The 14,152-nt window shown below is 75.0% G+C and carries 14 protein-coding genes and 1 pseudogene; 6 read left to right on the forward strand and 9 right to left on the reverse strand.

Going from position 1 to position 14,152, the window contains the following annotated elements; genetic code table 11:
* The first annotated feature begins 4 nt into the window (after positions 1 to 4).
* Positions 5 to 1,333, forward strand: coding sequence for a tRNA (N6-isopentenyl adenosine(37)-C2)-methylthiotransferase MiaB (miaB, locus tag GKE82_RS02400; protein ID WP_309233342.1), 1,329 nt, complete (start codon positions 5 to 7; stop codon positions 1,331 to 1,333).
* 2 nt (positions 1,334 to 1,335) lie between these two features.
* Positions 1,336 to 2,241, forward strand: a complete 906-nt coding sequence (locus tag GKE82_RS02405; protein WP_154732217.1) for a RimK family alpha-L-glutamate ligase — start codon at positions 1,336 to 1,338, stop codon at positions 2,239 to 2,241.
* A gap of 17 nt (positions 2,242 to 2,258) precedes the next feature.
* On the opposite strand, the gene GKE82_RS02410 is transcribed toward GKE82_RS02405, so the two are convergent.
* Both GKE82_RS02410 and GKE82_RS02415 read right to left on the reverse strand, forming a co-directional pair.
* On the reverse strand, positions 2,259 to 2,702 hold the full coding sequence (locus tag GKE82_RS02410; RefSeq protein WP_154732218.1) for a single-stranded DNA-binding protein: 444 nt from the start codon (positions 2,700 to 2,702) through the stop codon (positions 2,259 to 2,261).
* Between the two features lie 63 nt (positions 2,703 to 2,765).
* Positions 2,766 to 3,557: an SDR family oxidoreductase gene (locus tag GKE82_RS02415; RefSeq protein WP_107571038.1), complete on the reverse strand. Its 792-nt coding sequence runs from the start codon at positions 3,555 to 3,557 to the stop codon at positions 2,766 to 2,768.
* A 35-nt stretch (positions 3,558 to 3,592) separates the two neighbouring features.
* Here GKE82_RS02415 and miaA point away from each other — a divergent pair, with 35 nt between their 5' ends.
* Both miaA and dapF read left to right on the forward strand, forming a co-directional pair.
* Positions 3,593 to 4,486, forward strand: coding sequence for a tRNA (adenosine(37)-N6)-dimethylallyltransferase MiaA (miaA, locus tag GKE82_RS02420; protein ID WP_107571039.1), 894 nt, complete (start codon positions 3,593 to 3,595; stop codon positions 4,484 to 4,486).
* A 9-nt stretch (positions 4,487 to 4,495) separates the two neighbouring features.
* Positions 4,496 to 5,332: a diaminopimelate epimerase gene (gene dapF, locus GKE82_RS02425; RefSeq protein ID WP_107571040.1), complete on the forward strand. Its 837-nt coding sequence runs from the start codon at positions 4,496 to 4,498 to the stop codon at positions 5,330 to 5,332.
* Between the two features lie 20 nt (positions 5,333 to 5,352).
* Here dapF and GKE82_RS02430 read toward each other — a convergent pair whose 3' ends face one another.
* A complete protein-coding gene (locus GKE82_RS02430; RefSeq protein ID WP_154732220.1) occupies positions 5,353 to 6,321 on the reverse strand; it encodes a hypothetical protein in 969 nt (322 codons plus the stop codon).
* A 65-nt stretch (positions 6,322 to 6,386) separates the two neighbouring features.
* Between GKE82_RS02430 and dapD the strand changes: the two genes are divergently transcribed.
* The gene (gene dapD, locus GKE82_RS02435; protein ID WP_154732221.1) at positions 6,387 to 7,400 is read left to right on the forward strand and encodes a 2,3,4,5-tetrahydropyridine-2,6-dicarboxylate N-succinyltransferase; all 1,014 of its coding nucleotides are present in this window, start codon (positions 6,387 to 6,389) and stop codon (positions 7,398 to 7,400) included.
* Here the strand turns inward: dapD and GKE82_RS02440 are convergent.
* Both GKE82_RS02440 and dapE read right to left on the reverse strand, forming a co-directional pair.
* On the reverse strand, positions 7,397 to 8,578 hold the full coding sequence (locus tag GKE82_RS02440) for an aminotransferase class I/II-fold pyridoxal phosphate-dependent enzyme (protein WP_196189032.1): 1,182 nt from the start codon (positions 8,576 to 8,578) through the stop codon (positions 7,397 to 7,399). The two genes, dapD and GKE82_RS02440, sit on opposite strands and share 4 nt — an antisense overlap.
* Positions 8,575 to 9,687, reverse strand: coding sequence for a succinyl-diaminopimelate desuccinylase (dapE, locus tag GKE82_RS02445; protein WP_154732223.1), 1,113 nt, complete (start codon positions 9,685 to 9,687; stop codon positions 8,575 to 8,577). Before dapE ends, GKE82_RS02440 begins: the two co-directional genes overlap by 4 nt.
* Positions 9,688 to 9,712: 25 nt before the next feature.
* On the opposite strand from dapE, the gene GKE82_RS02450 reads away from it, so the two are divergent.
* Positions 9,713 to 10,510, forward strand: coding sequence for a DUF429 domain-containing protein (locus GKE82_RS02450; RefSeq protein ID WP_158276971.1), 798 nt, complete (start codon positions 9,713 to 9,715; stop codon positions 10,508 to 10,510).
* 13 nt (positions 10,511 to 10,523) lie between these two features.
* On the opposite strand, the gene GKE82_RS27765 is transcribed toward GKE82_RS02450, so the two are convergent.
* The 4 genes and pseudogenes from GKE82_RS27765 to GKE82_RS02480 all read right to left on the reverse strand — a co-directional run bounded on the left by GKE82_RS27765 (position 10,524) and on the right by GKE82_RS02480 (position 14,133).
* The gene (locus GKE82_RS27765) at positions 10,524 to 11,933 is read right to left on the reverse strand and encodes an ATP-binding cassette domain-containing protein (protein WP_230316075.1); all 1,410 of its coding nucleotides are present in this window, start codon (positions 11,931 to 11,933) and stop codon (positions 10,524 to 10,526) included.
* On the reverse strand, positions 11,903 to 12,721 hold the full coding sequence (locus GKE82_RS02470) for an ABC transporter permease (protein ID WP_309233343.1): 819 nt from the start codon (positions 12,719 to 12,721) through the stop codon (positions 11,903 to 11,905). Before GKE82_RS02470 ends, GKE82_RS27765 begins: the two co-directional genes overlap by 31 nt.
* A 67-nt stretch (positions 12,722 to 12,788) precedes the next feature.
* A pseudogene (gene modA, locus GKE82_RS31180) lies at positions 12,789 to 13,619 on the reverse strand (molybdate ABC transporter substrate-binding protein); the annotation flags it as partial.
* Positions 13,519 to 14,133 carry a hypothetical protein gene (locus GKE82_RS02480; RefSeq protein WP_154732225.1) on the reverse strand — a complete coding sequence of 205 codons (615 nt, stop codon included), beginning with the start codon at positions 14,131 to 14,133 and terminating at the stop codon, positions 13,519 to 13,521. The pseudogene modA and the gene GKE82_RS02480, both read right to left, overlap by 101 nt.
* Positions 14,134 to 14,152: the final 19 nt, after the last annotated feature.

Here is a 14,152-nt window from a genome sequence, read left to right on the forward strand (position 1 = left end):
GCGGGTGCAGAAGCGGTACCACGTGACCACCTTCGGGTGCCAGATGAACGAGCACGACTCCGAGCGGATGAAGGGCATGCTCGAGACGCTCGGGTACGCGGAGGTCGCTGAGCCCGACCAGGCCGACCTGATCCTGTTCAACACCTGCTCGATCCGCGAATCCGCGGACTCGCGCTTCATCGCGCACCTCGGGCACGCCAAGCGCCACAAGCGCAACAACCCCGACGTCCTCATCGGCGTCGGCGGCTGCTGGGCGCAGTCCGTCAAGGACGAGGTCTTCCAGCGCTTCCCGTTCGTCGACGTGGCGTTCGGTCCCGGCCAGATCCACAAGCTCGCCGAGTTCCTCACCAGCGACTCGCTCACCGCCCAGGGCTTCTTCGAGTTCGAGGACTTCCCCGCGCAGCTGCCGACCAAGCGCGCCCGCGACCTCCACGCGTGGCTGCAGATCAGCGTCGGCTGCAACATGAAGTGCTCGTACTGCATCGTGCCGAGCACCCGCGGCCGCGAGTCCTCCCGGCCCTTCGACGGGCTCGTGGAGGAGGTCACGCGCCTCGCCGCCGACGGCGTGCGCGAGGTCACGCTGCTCGGGCAGAACGTCAACGCCTACGGTCGCGACCTGCGGCCGCAGCGGCGCACGTTCGCGGAGCTCCTGCACGCCGTCGACGCCGTCGACGGGATCGAGCGCATCCGCTACACCAGCCCGCACCCGCAGGACATGAAGGAGGACGTGGTGCTCGCCCACCGCGACCTCGCCGGCGTCTGCCCGCACATGCACCTGCCGCTGCAGTCGGGCTCCAGCCGGATCCTCAAGGCGATGCGGCGCACCTACTCGCGCGAGCGCTACCTCGACCGCGTCGCGCTGATCCGCGAGCACGTCCCCGACACGTCGCTGACCACCGACATCATCGTCGGCTTCCCGGGGGAGACCGAGGAGGACTTCCAGCAGACGCTCGAGGTCTGCGAGGAGGTCGGCTACGACAGCGCGTTCACGTTCGTGTTCTCCCCGCGGCGCGGGACCGAGGCGGCCGAGATGACCGAGGGCCTCGTCCCGCACCCGGTGAAGATCGAGCGGATGGAACGGCTCGTCGAGGTCGTGCAGCGTCGCGCCACCGAGCGCGCGCAGCGGTTCGTCGGCCGGACCCTCGACGTGCTCGTGGAGGGCCCGTCGCGCAACGACCCCACGAAGCTCCGCGGCCGCTCCCCGCACAACAAGGTCGTGAACTTCACCGGGGTGGCCACGCCCGGCGACATCGTGCCCGTGCACATCACCGCGGCGACCAGCCAGACGCTCGCGGGCGAGGCCTCGCTGCTCGCGACCGCCTCGGCGCGCTGAGCATGGCCGAGCTACTGCTCGCCAGCTGCGCCGAGTTCCCGCGCCTGGACCCCGACAGCACGCCGCTGCTGCCGCTGCTGCACGATCGCGGCGTCGCCTGCCGCGTCGCGGCCTGGGACGACCCGCAGGTCGACTGGGCCGACGCCGACGCCGTCCTCGTCCGCTCCACCTGGGACTACGTCGACCGCCGCGACGCGTTCGTCGCCTGGGCGGACCGCCTCGAGGACGCCGGCGTGCGGCTGTGGCCCGGCGCCGACCTCGTCACGTGGATCACCGAGAAGTCCTACCTGCGCGGCCTCGAGGCCGGCGGGATCCGCACGCTCCCGACCGTCTGGGCGGGCCCGCAGGACGACCCCGTCGCGGCCGTCGCCGCGGTGCGCGACCGCGGCTGGGACGACGTCGTCGCCAAGCCCGTCGTCGGGGCGGGCGCATCGGGCCTGCGCCGCTTCACCGGGGTGCGCGACAGCCAGAGCGAGACGCTCGCGCTCATCGAGCACGTCCGGGAGCTCGCCCGCAGCACCGGAGGCGCGATGCTGCAGCCGTACCTGCCCGCGGTCGCCGGGGCGGGGGAGACGTCCGTCTTCTTCTGCGAGGGCGCCCTGACCCACGCGGTGCGCAAGACCGCGGCCGAGGGCGACTTCCGCGTCCAGGTCGAGCACGGCGGCACTGCGACCCGGGTCGAGCCGGGCCGCGACGAGCTCGACCTCGCGACGCTCGCCGTCGCCGCCGTCGCCGCGCGCGAGGGCACCGCACCGCTGATCGCGCGCGTCGACCTCGTCGGCGACCTCGACGGCCGCCCGGGCGTCATCGAGGTCGAGCTGATCGAGCCGTGCCTGTTCCTCGGCGTGGCGCCGGACGCGGCCGCGACGATCGCCGACGCGATCGCGCGCCGTCTCGGCGTGCGCTGACGGCCGCGCCCGCGCGCTCAGGCCGCCGCGACGTGCGGCGCCGCGGCCCCCGCCTCCTCGCCCGGAGCCGGCGGGGCGGGCTCCGGCGCGACGAGCGCCGCGGGCGGGGCGGGCCGCGCGGGCGCCGACAGGACCCGGACGTCGTCGGCGACGATCTCGGTCCGCGGGAAGATCCGGCCCTCGACCCCGTCGGTCCCGGCGATCCACTCCAGCCGTCCCTCGACGAGCACGGGCGCGCCCTCCTGCAGCTCCGCCACGCAGCGCTGCGCGAGCGCGCCCCAGACGAGCACGTCGAACTCGTTGCGCCGCCCGACCCAGGTCGGCTCCTCCTCCGGGTCCTTCGGCTTGACCTTCTGGACCGTCATCACGAGCAGGCGCAGGCGGCAGCGACCGTCCAGCGGCCGCGGGTCGGCGAGCAGCTCGCCCTCGAGCAGCACGCGGTTGATGTTCTTCGTTGCCATGGGACCTCCGTCGGTGGTGGGTGTCCCACCACTAGGTCCCGGGAGCGGGGATTCGCCCCCGGGTCAGCGCTTGTCGACCTGCCCGGCGGTCATCTCGCCCGCGATCTTCGACGCGCCCGCCAGCTCGCTGACGCGCGCCGCGGTCGCCGGGGCGATCCCCGCGACGAGCGTCCCGACGCGCATGCCCAGCGGGGCGACGTCGATCTCGCCGCGGTTGCGGACGATCGCGGTGACGACCGCGTCGGCGACCTCCTCCGGGCTGGACGTGCCGACGCCCCGCGGCAGCTCGACGCCCGCGTCGACGAACATGCCCGCGTCGCGGATGAACCCGGGGAAGACCACGGAGACCCCGATGTTCTTCGCCGCCATCTCGTGCCGCAGCCCCTGCCCGAAGCCACGCAGGCCGAACTTCGTCGCGTTGTACATCGACGAGTACGGGGAGCCGGTCTTGCCCGCGAGCGAGGAGATGAACACGAAGTGCCCGCCGCCGCGCGCCGCCAGCCGCTCCGTGTAGTGGCGGGTCATGAGGATCGGCACGCGGAGGTTCACGTCGAGCACGCGGTCGATCTCCTGCGGCGAGAACGAGGTGATCTCCCCGGTCCCCGGCAGCCCCGCGTTGGCGACGACGACGTCGACGTCCCCGGCCTCCTCCACGAGGCGCTCGGCGGCCGCGGGATCGGCGAGGTCGGCCGCGATCGCCCGCCCCCCGATCTCCTGCGCGAGCGGCTCGAGCACGTCGGTGCGGCGGCCCGTCAGCACGAGCGTGCCGCCCTCCCGGTGGAGGCGGCGCGCGATCGCATGGCCGATGCCGCCGGTCGCGCCGGTCAGCAGGACGGTCTTCCCGTGGAGGTTCACGGCGCCGATTCTGCCACGGCGGAATACTGCGTCCCGTGTCCCGGGAGCTGCTGGCGATCTTCGGTCCCACCGGGGTGGGGAAGACCGGGCTCGCGCTCGCGCTCGCCCGTCGTCTGCGGGACCGCGGCGAGCGGCCCGTCGCCGTCTCCGCCGACGCCCTGCAGCTGTACGCGGGCCTGCCGATCCTCACCGGGGCCGCCGACGCCGCCGAGCAGCAGCAGCTCGAGCACCGGCTCGTCGGGGTGCTCCCGGTGACCGAGACCTGCAGCGCCGCCCGCTACGCGCGGCTCGCGCACGCCGAGATCGACGCGATCCTCGCCGACGGCGGCACCCCGATCGTCGTGGGCGGCACCGGCCTCTACCTGCGCGCCGCGCTCGCCGACCTCGACCTCGCGCCCGCCCCGCCGCCCGGCCTGCGCGAGCGGCTGCTGGACCGCGTCGCCCGTGAGGGTCTCCCCGCCCTGCACGCCGAGCTGACCCGCGTGGCGCCCGAGCGCGCCGCGGCCGTGGACCCGCGGGACACCACGCGCGTCGTGCGGAGCCTCGAGCTGCACGCGATGGGCGCGCTGCCGCAGCGCACCGGGGAGAGCGAGCTCTGGACCGCGCGCACGCGGCACCCGACACGGCTCGTGGCGCTCGTGATGGAGCGCGAGGCGCTCTACGCGCAGATCGACGCGCGCGTCGACGCGATGGTCGCCGCCGGGGCCGCGCGGGAGGTCCGGGACGCCGACGCAGCCGGGGCGTCCGCCACCGCGCGCCGCGCGATCGGCTTCGACGCGCTGCTCGACGGGGACGTGGACCGGATGAAGGCCCAGACCCGCCGCTACGCCAAGCGGCAGCTCACCTGGCTGCGCAAGCTGCCCGGCACCGAGGTCGTCGACGTGACCGGCCGCGCCGCCGCGGACGTGGCCGCGCAGCTGCTCCCGTAGGGTCCGGGCATGCGCTTCGAGAAGTGGCAGGCCCTCGGCAACGACTACCTCATCGTCGAGGCGACCGACCTGCCGTGGCCGCTCACGCCGGAGCGCGTGCGGCGGCTGTGCGACCGGCACGTCGGGCTCGGCTCCGACGGCATCCTCGAGCTCTCCGCGCCGGACGAGCCCGGGTTCGTCGCCCGGCTGCGGATCTTCAACCCCGACGGCTCGGAGGCCGAGCTCTCCGGCAACGGGGCGCGCGAGGCGATCATGTACCTGCGCCGCCGCGGGTGGACGACCGCCGACCGGTTCTCGATCCAGACCGTCGCCGGCGAGATCCGCCCGACGATCACCGGCGAGACGACGTGCACGGTCGACATGGGCCGCGCGCACCTCACCTCCAAGGACTACCCGGACGGGCCCGCCGACGGCAGCGGCGAGGTGGCGGGCTTCGCCTTCCAGCACGTGTCGATCGGCAACCCGCAGTGCGCGATCCGCGTCGGGTCGGTCGCCGAGCTCGAGGCGCTCGACCTCCCCGCGATCGGGCCCGGGATCCAGCACGCGCCGATCTTCCCCAACCGCACGAACGTCTCGTGGTTCTGCGAGCTCGAGCCGGGCGTGATCCGGGCGCGGATCTACGAGCGCGGCGTCGGCGAGACGATGTCCTCGGGCACCGGGGCCAGCGGCGCCGCGGTCGCCTACGTGCTCCAGGGCGGCGACGAGGAGGTCACCGTGCACCTCGACGGCGGCGAGCTCACGGTCACCGTCTCCGAGGCGCTGCACGTCGACCTCGCCGGCTGGGCCGTCCCCGTCTACACCGGGGAGCTGAGCGGCGACCTGCTCGCCGAGCTCGCCGCGGGCTGAGCGGCCGACCGCCCGCGCGGTCAGACGACCTCGAGCCGTCCGCCACCCTCGGGGAACATCAGCGGCACCTCCGGGCGCGCACCGCGGATCGCGGCGAGGACCTCGCCGGGCTCGGCGTCGACGAGGTGCAGCGGGAAGCTCATCGCGTTCTTCGAGCGTCGCAGCATCCGGTGCAGGACGGGGTCGGCCACCCGCGCGCGGTCGACGAGGACCTCGAGACGATGCTGGAACTGGACCCGGTGGACCAGCACGCTCTCGACCGCGTCCCACGGCACCGTCGGCCACGCCCCGACCGTGAGCCCGCGGGGATCGATCGCGATCGCCACGGGGCTGCGCAGCTGCGGCACCAGCTTCCACACGATGAAGGCCCCGAGCGCCACCAGCGGCACGCCGAAGACGCTGCCGCCGAAGTTCGCGACGGGCACGAGCGCCACCCCGAGTGCGGTCAGCAGGAGGAAGCCGACGAGCTGGTAGATCTGGCGGTCGCGGCGCCACGCGAAGCTGCTCGTCGACGCGGCCCCGAGGCGGAGCTCCTGGACGATCTCCTGTCCGAGCGCGCGCTCGTCGTCGTCGGCACGGGCGGCCGCCCGGCGCGCGACCACCCGATCGGCGACCGACCACATCACCAGGCCACCCGCCAGCGGCACGAGATCCTGGGCGCCGTCGGACCCGAGACGCAGCCCGAGCAGCGCCTGGTTGACCGCGATGACCCACGTCGCCAGGCCGAGCACCGGCACGGTGCGGATGGCGACGAGGCGCCAGTATCCGACACGGCCCTCGAGCCCGACCGCGTCCACCGCAGGACGCCCGCGCTGCCACCGGTCCAGCAGCAGCCCGAGCGCCACCACGCCGAGCGTCACGCCGCCACTGCCCTCCGCGCTCGCGCCCGCGGCGTCGGCCAGGAGCCCCGCGGCGGTCGCCAGCAGCCCGATCCCGACGCAGACGACCACGTCGAGCGCGGTTCCGGAGCGGTTGTCGGCGGAGCGCATCACGGCCGGGTGTTCCCCGCGCGGGACCCTCGTACGCCTGCGCGCTGAGCTAGCCTGCCGGGTCGATGAGCACTGACACGCAGCAGAGCGCCTGGGGCGTCGGCCTCGCGACCCTGACGACCGACGGGCGCGTCCTGGACACCCTCTTCACGCGCTTCCACCTCGACGCCGGGTCCGCCGACGCGCAGGCCGCGGTCACGACCGCCAAGCACGAGGGCACCGGCACCAAGCCGCTGAACTTCGCGCAGGCGACGACGCTCGGTGGCGGCGGCCTGGCGGGCAGCATGGGGGAGGACGCGATCCGCGGCGTGCGGGTCGTCCCGGTCCTCACCGTGCTCCCGGACCTCGCCGCCGCACCCGCCGACGCCTACGACGCGTACCTGCGGCTGCACCTGCTCTCCGGCCGCCTCGTCGTCCCGCACGGCCTCAGCCTCGACGGCCAGTTCGGGCTGCTGACGAACGTCGCGTGGACGACGCTCGGCCCGGTCGATCCGGCCGAGATCGGCGCGGCGCGCCTGCGCGCCCGCGCGATGGGCGCCACCCTCACGGTCACGAGCATCGACAAGTTCCCGCGCATGACCGACTACGTGGTGCCGTCCGGCGTGCGGATCGCGGACGCCGACCGCGTGCGGCTCGGCGCGCACCTGGCGGAGGGCACGACCGTCATGCACGAGGGCTTCGTGAACTTCAACGCCGGGACGCTGGGCTCCTCGATGGTGGAGGGGCGCATCAGCGCCGGGGTCGTTGTCGGCGACGGCTCGGACATCGGCGGCGGCGCCTCGATCATGGGCACGCTGTCGGGCGGCGGCTCGACCGTCATCTCGATCGGGCAGCGCTGCCTGCTGGGCGCCAACTCGGGGCTGGGGATCAGCCTCGGCGACGAGTGCGTCGTGGAGGCGGGCACCTACGTGACCGGTGGCGCGCGCGTCACGACCCCGGACGGCGAGGTCGTCAAGGCGAAGGACCTCAGCGGCCGCGACGGCCTGCTGTTCCGTCGCAACAGCGAGTCGGGCGCGCTCGAGGTGCTGCCGCGCAGCGGCTCCTGGGGCGGCCTCAACGAGGCCCTGCACGCGAACTAGACGGGTCGGCCGCCGCGGCGCCGCAGGCGCTCGGCGGCCTCCGTGCACCGCTCGAGCGTGGGGACGAGCGCCACGCGCACGTACCCCTCGCCGGCGGGCCCGAAGTACGCGCCCGGCGTGACGACCAGGCCCGTCTCGTCCAGCAGCTCGGTCGCGAAGTCCTCCGAGCCCGTGACCCCCTGCGGCAGGGCCAGCCAGCGGAAGAACGTCGCCGGGCCGCCCGCGTCGCGCAGCCCGACGGCCTCGAGGCCCGGAGCGAGCACCGCGAGCTTGGCGCGGTACAGCGCGCGCACCGCGACGACGTGCTCCTCGTCGCCCCACGCGGCGACCGCCGCGCGCTGGACGAACTCCTGCGGCGCGACGCCGACGTTCGGCCGGTAGCGGCGCAGCGCCGCGACCAGGCGGGCGTCCCCGGCCGCGAACCCGGACCGGTAGCCCGGCATCGAGGACCGCTTGGAGAGCGTGTTGCAGACCAGCACGTTCTCGAGCGAGTCGAGCTGCAGGGCGCTGGCGGGCGGATCGCCGGTGAACCACAGCTCGCTGTACGCCTCGTCGCTGGCGAGCACGAAGCCGTGCTCGCGCGCGAGCGCCGCGGCGCGCTCGTAGAAGGCGAGCGGCGCGACGGCGGCGGTCGGGTTGTTCGGGTAGTTCAGCCACAGGATCGCGAGCCGTGATAGCTGCTCGGCGGTCAGCGCGTCCAGGTCGGGGAGGAAGTCACGCTCCGCGGTCAGCGGCAGCTCGAGGACCTCGCAGCCCGCGAACGCCGCCCCGCGCTCGGCGACCGGGTAGCCCGGGGAGGTCATCGCGACGAGGTCGCGGCCACCGCCCGCGCAGACCTCCGCGAGCGAGAAGACGAGCTCCTTGGAGCCGAGCGTCGGGACGATCTCGGTACCCGGGTCGACCGTGGCGCCGTAGCGCCGGTCGATCCACGCGGCGATCGCGTCGCGCAGCTCCGGCAGGCCGACGGCCAGCGGGTAGCCCGCGACGGGGTGGGCGCGGACCGCGTCGCAGAGCGCCTCGCGCAGGAACGCCGGGGTCTCCTCCCGCGGCTCGCCGACCCCGAGGTCGATGACGTCGACGCCCCGCGCGACCGCGGCGGCGCGCGCCTCGCCCAGGCGGACGAACGGATAGGTGCCCAGGCCGGTGAGGACCGGGTTCAGCGGCAGCGACGCGCTCACGGCCCGAACAGGAGCGCGTCGAGCGTCCGGTAGCAGCGCACGAGCGCCGCGACGGTCACGAGCTCGTCGCGGCGGTGCGCGTAGGACGGGTCACCGGGCCCGAAGTTCACGGCGTCCAGGCCGTGAAGCGCGAACTCCGCCACCGGGGTCCACGCCTGCTTGGGGTGGACCTCCAGGCCGCCGACCGCCACCAGGCGCTCGAGCAGCGGGTTGGCGTCGACCGCCACCACGGGCGCGGACGGGGCGTTGGAGAGGATCTCGAGCGTCTCGCCCTCGCCGCTGCACCAGGAGCGCAGCAGCGCGTCCGCGTCGGCGGCGCTGCGCCCGGGCGCGTAGCGCATGTTCACGTGCGCGTCGACGCGATCGGGGATGACGTTGTCGGCGATGCCGCCGGCGATCCGGACGACCGAGGCGACCTCGGTGAAGACGAGGCCGCCGAAGTCGTGGCGGATCGGGTCGACCGCGTCGAGACGCACGATCCCGCGGGCCGCCCGGGTCATCGCGCTGTCGGCCTGCCAGGGGCGGGCGGAGTGGCCGCTGCGCCCGTGGAAGGTCCAGGTGGCGTTGACGTTGCCCAGGCAGCCGGCGTGGATCTGGTTGTCCGTCGGCTCCATCATCAGCACGAGGTCCGCCTCGGCGAGGCCCGGCTCGCGCTCCAGTAGCGGCGTCAGCGCGCTCTCGCTGACGGGGAGCTCCTCGCGACCGAAGAACAGCAGCCGCACCCGGGCGCGCGCGGCGGCGGCGCGCGCCGGGTCGGCGGCGAGGTCGCGGCCGAGCTCGATCATCACCGCGAGCGCGCCGAGCATGTCGCTCGCGCCGAGCCCGTGGACGGCGGTGGCGTCGCGCCGGCCGGGCCGGTTGTCCTGCGCGGGAACGGTGTCGAGATGCCCGCCGAGCAGCAGCAGCGGCCCGTCCGCCGGGCCGGGCGGCTCGCCGATCACGCAGGTGTCCTGCGCGTCGCGGGCCGGGACGTCGCCCTCCTGGAGGACCGCGAGGACGTGGGCGGCGAGCGCGGCCTCGTCCCGGGACTCCGAGGGGATGTCGATGAGCTCGAGCAGCCGGGCGGCGAGACGCTCGCCGAGCTCGGCGTCGGACGAACCGTGGAGCACGACGCCACTCTATCGTTGGGGGTCGATGCGGTACTGCGGGATCGACGTGTCCGCCAAGCCCGGCAACCAGCAGCTCGTCACCCTGCACGAGCGGCGCGCCACCGACCGGACCGTCGAGCTCGTCACGACGTTCTACGCCCCGGGGGACGTCGACGCGGTCGTCCGCACCGTGCTGGGCTTCGGCCGCGGCGAGGTCGTCGTGGCGATCGACGCGCCCGTCGGGCCGCGCCTGGACCTGCTCGCCGCCGGCGAGCCGCTGCGCGAGCAGCTCGCCCTACCGACCGGTCGGTACGAGCGCTCCCGCGTGTGCGACGCGCTCCTGTTCCAGCGCAAGCTGCCGCTGTACCCGGTGCCCGCCGTCGGCCAGGCGCTCGCGCAGTGGGAGACGTGGATGACGCAGGGATTCGCCCTGTTCGACGCGCTCACCGACCTGGGGATCTACCGGCCGCCCGCGCACGGGCGGGTGATGGCGCCCGTCGGCGACGGCGCCGTGCAGCACGGCCGCGTGGTCGAGACCTACCCCGACGCGGTGTTCTGCGCCCTGCTCGGGCACCGCCCGTCGCCCAAGCGCACGCCCTGGGGGCTGCAGCAGCGCATCGCGGCGCTGAAGCTCCGCGGCGTCGTCGACGCCGACGGCGGCCTGTGGCACCGCACGCTGGACGAGCTCGACGCCTGCGCGGCCGCGTACGCGGCGTACACGCTGGCGACCGGTGCGGGCTCGTGGGTCGGGGACCCGCGGGAGGGCGTGATCCTGCTGCCGGTCCCGGAGCTCGCCGACAGCTACGAGAAGCTGCCGCCGCCCGAGCGCGCCGCGCTCGCCTGAGCGTGAGCGTGCCTCACCGCTCGACGACGACCGTCGTCGCCTTCACCACGGCGGACGCGGTCACGCCGGGCTCGAGGCCCAGGTCGTCCGCCGCCTCCCGCGACATCAGCGACACGATCCGGTAGGGGCCGCACGCCAGGTCCACCTGGGCCATCACGCCGTCGCGCTGCACGGAGATGACGACCCCGGTGAGGCGGTTGCGTGCGCTGGTGCGTCCCGCGGCGCCGGAGCGCTCCTTCAGCAGCCGGGCGAGCTCGGCGGAGGGGAGGACCCGCCGTCCGGCGGGGCCGCGCTCGAAGCGGACGCGACCCGCCTTCTCCCAGCGGCGCAGCGTGTCGATGCTGACCCCCAACGCCGTGGCGGCGGTGCCGATCGGGACGTGCTCGTCGAGGCTCATGGTGTCGGCTCCTGGGAAGCGGGGAACGCGTGGACGCTGTCGGCCGGGCCGTGCAGCGTGACGATCGTGCCACGCGCGGGGACCGCCTCGCCGGCCGGGACGAACGCGCTCAGCCCGCCGACGTGGACGCGGGTGCGGCCGCCGTCGTCGAGCGCGCTCTGCAGCGGACCCGTCACCCGCCAGGCGTCGTCGAGCCCGGCGCCGTCCCCGATGTGCAGCCGCAGGTTCCAGGGGTGCGCCCCGAGCGTGACGTCCCCCTGGTCGGACGGGCCCACGGGCGAGCGCCCCGTCCTGGAGCGCGACCGTGGTGCCGTCCACGCGGCCCTCGCAGACGTCGCCGCCGGTGAAGGTCACGACGAACGGGTGCTGCGGGGCGGCGACGAGCCGGGTGGCGGTGTCGACCTGGAGGACGTGCCCGCCGACGATCACCCCGATGCGGTCGGCCAGGGCGAGCGCATCGCGGTGGTCGTGCGTGACGAGGACGGTCGGCAGGCGCAGCGCGTCCAGCAGGTCGGCGAGCTCGCCGCGGACCCGCAGGCGGGTGTCGGTGTCCAGCGCGGAGAGCGGCTCGTCCAGCAGCAGCACGGCGGGCTCCCGGGCGAGCGCGCGGGCGAGCGCGACGCGCTGGCGCTCGCCGCCCGACAGCCGGCCGGGCCGCGCGCCGGCGAGATGGTCGATCCCGAAGCGCTGCAGCAGCTCGTCGGCGCGACCGGCCGCGCCGCCGCCGAACGCGACGTTCGCGCGCGCGGTCAGGTGCGGGAACAGCGCGTAGTCCTGGAACACGTAGCCGGTGCTGCGGCGCTCGGGCGCGAGATGCAGCCGCCGGGCCGCGTCCGCCCAGACCTCGTCGCCGAGGGCGACGCGTCCGTCGTCGATGCGTCGCAGGCCGGCGATCGCCCGCAGGATCGTCGACTTGCCGGCCCCGGACGGCCCGACGAGCGCGACGGTCTCGGCGTCGGCGTGCAGCCGCGCGGACACGCGCAGGTCCGGGAGGGTCACCGCGAAGTCGACGTCGAGCCCCGCCATGCGCCCACCCCCTTGTAGGCCAGCAGCACCACGGCGCTGAGGGTGACCAGCAGGACCCCGATCGCGAGCGCCGCGTCGAAGTTCGCGTCGAGCGTCTCGTAGACGGCGAGCGTCAGCGTCTGCGTCTCGCCGCGGACGCTGCCGGCGAACACGATCGTCGCCCCGAACTCGCCGACGCCCCGCGCGAAGCTCAGGACCCAGCCGGCGATCAGCCCGGAGATGGCCAGGGGGAGGGCGACCCGGGCGAACGTCCGGGCGGGCCCCGCGCCGAGCGTGCGGGCGGCGTCCAGCAGCGCCGGGTCGACGCCCTCGAAGGCGCTGATCGCCTGGCGCAGGTAGAACGGCGCGGCGACGAACGTGATCGCCAGCACGACCGCCCACTCCGTGAAGGGCAGCACGATCCCGGCCTGCTGGAGGTCGCCGCCGACCAGCCCGGTCGCCCCGAACGCGGCGAGCAGCGCGATCCCCGCGACCGCCGGGGGCAGCACCACGGGCAGCTCCAGCAGCGTGATCACCAGCGCGCGGCCGCGGAACCGGCGGGTGGCGAGCAGGTAGGCGGCCGGGGTGCCGAGCCCGAGGATCAGCGCGTTGCTGATCAGGTTCGTGCGGACGGTGACCCCGATCGCGTCCTTCACGAGCGGGTCGCCCAGCAGGGCGGGGACGCGACGCAGCGGCGCCTCGACCAGCAGTGCGACGACCGGGATCGTGACGAGCAGCGCGGCGGCGAGCAGGCAGACGCCGCAGACGATCGAGAACGCCGTGCGGCGTGCGAGCTGCGCGAGATCCACCGGGGCGGGAGCCTAGCCCCGCGCGGAGCGCTGCTTCGGCTTGGCCGGCACCCCGAAGCCCTCGGCGCGCAGGGAGCCGGCGTCCGCGGTCGGAGAGCACGCGGTTGACGAACGCCTGGGCGCCGCTCGTGTCGGCCCCCGGCCGGCGCACGATGCAGAGGTCGTAGCGGATCGGCGGCTGCGCGAACGTCGGCAGGTTGATCCGCTGGACGCGGTCGGCGGCGATGCGCGCGTCGGTGACGTAGGCGAGGCCGAGGTCGGCGGACCCGAGCGCGACCTTCGAGGTGATCCCGGTGACGCTCGACTCGCTGCTGACGCGGTTCTTCGCGAGGTCGTCGCTGAGCGCGAGTCGCTGCAGCATCCGGCGGGTGTAGGCGCCGATCGGCACGCCGGGCGTCCCGATCGCGACGCGCAGTCCACCGCGGGTGAGGTCGTAGATCGACCGGATCTTCGCCGGGTTGCCGCGCGGGACCATGATCACGAGCTTGTTGGTGGCGAAGGTACGCGGGGTGGAGCAGCGGCCCGCCCGGGCCAGCGCACGGGGCTCGCGCTGGCTCGCGGACGCGAAGACGTCGGCGGGCGCGCCGCGCTCGATCTGCAGCTGCAGCTGGTTGGAGCCGGCGAAGTTGAACCGGGGACGCCCGTCGATGCGGGGGAACGCCTCGCGCAGCGAGGCGGCGCCGTAGACGGTCACGGCGCCTGCGGCGGACGGCAGCGCGAGCGGCACCGAGCCGGTGACGAGGACGGCGGCGAGCGGGACGAGGTGGCGGCGGGACACGGGGACTCCTGCGTTGCGGTCAGCTGGGGACGGTCGAGACGAGGTAGGCGTCCAGGCGCGTTCCGGCGGCCTGGAGGTCGAGCGATGCGGGGAGCGCTCCGGCCCGGGGTGGCCGGCCACCGAGGCGCTGCAGGCCCGCGAGCTGCTCGGACTCCCCGGCGGCGATCCGGGCCAGCAGCAGCCGGGTGCCGGAGTCCTTGGCGAACGCGCTGCCGTCCAGCGCGGCGCCGACGACGAGCTGCTTGAGGGCGATCGCGGCGTCGGCGAACGCGCGACGCGACGCCAGCGCACCGCGGGGCAGGACGATCTCGAAGTCGTCCTTGCGCGGGGCCTCGTCCTGGAGGGGGTAGCGCAGCCGCTTGAGGTGCTCGGCGTCCGCCGCCCGCCAGGCCCGCAGGTGCGCGCGGTCGCGGCCGGTGAGGCCCGGGACGTCGGCGGCCCGGTCGAGCAGTGCGAGGTTGACCAGCTCGGCGGTGGCCAGCAGCTGGATCCAGGCGATGTCGTCGCCGACCGGGGCGGGCCCGAACCGGGCCGCGGCCGGGGTGGCGGCGAGGATCGGGGCGCCGGCGACGGCGGCCGCCCCGGCGCGCAGGAAGGAGAGGCGCGTGACCGCGCGAGTGCCTAGGTGATGCATAGGTGGATTGATCCTATCC

The sequence above is a fragment of the Conexibacter sp. W3-3-2 genome, from assembly GCF_009707605.1.
In the GTDB taxonomy this organism is placed as follows: domain Bacteria; phylum Actinomycetota; class Thermoleophilia; order Solirubrobacterales; family Solirubrobacteraceae; genus Paraconexibacter; species Paraconexibacter algicola.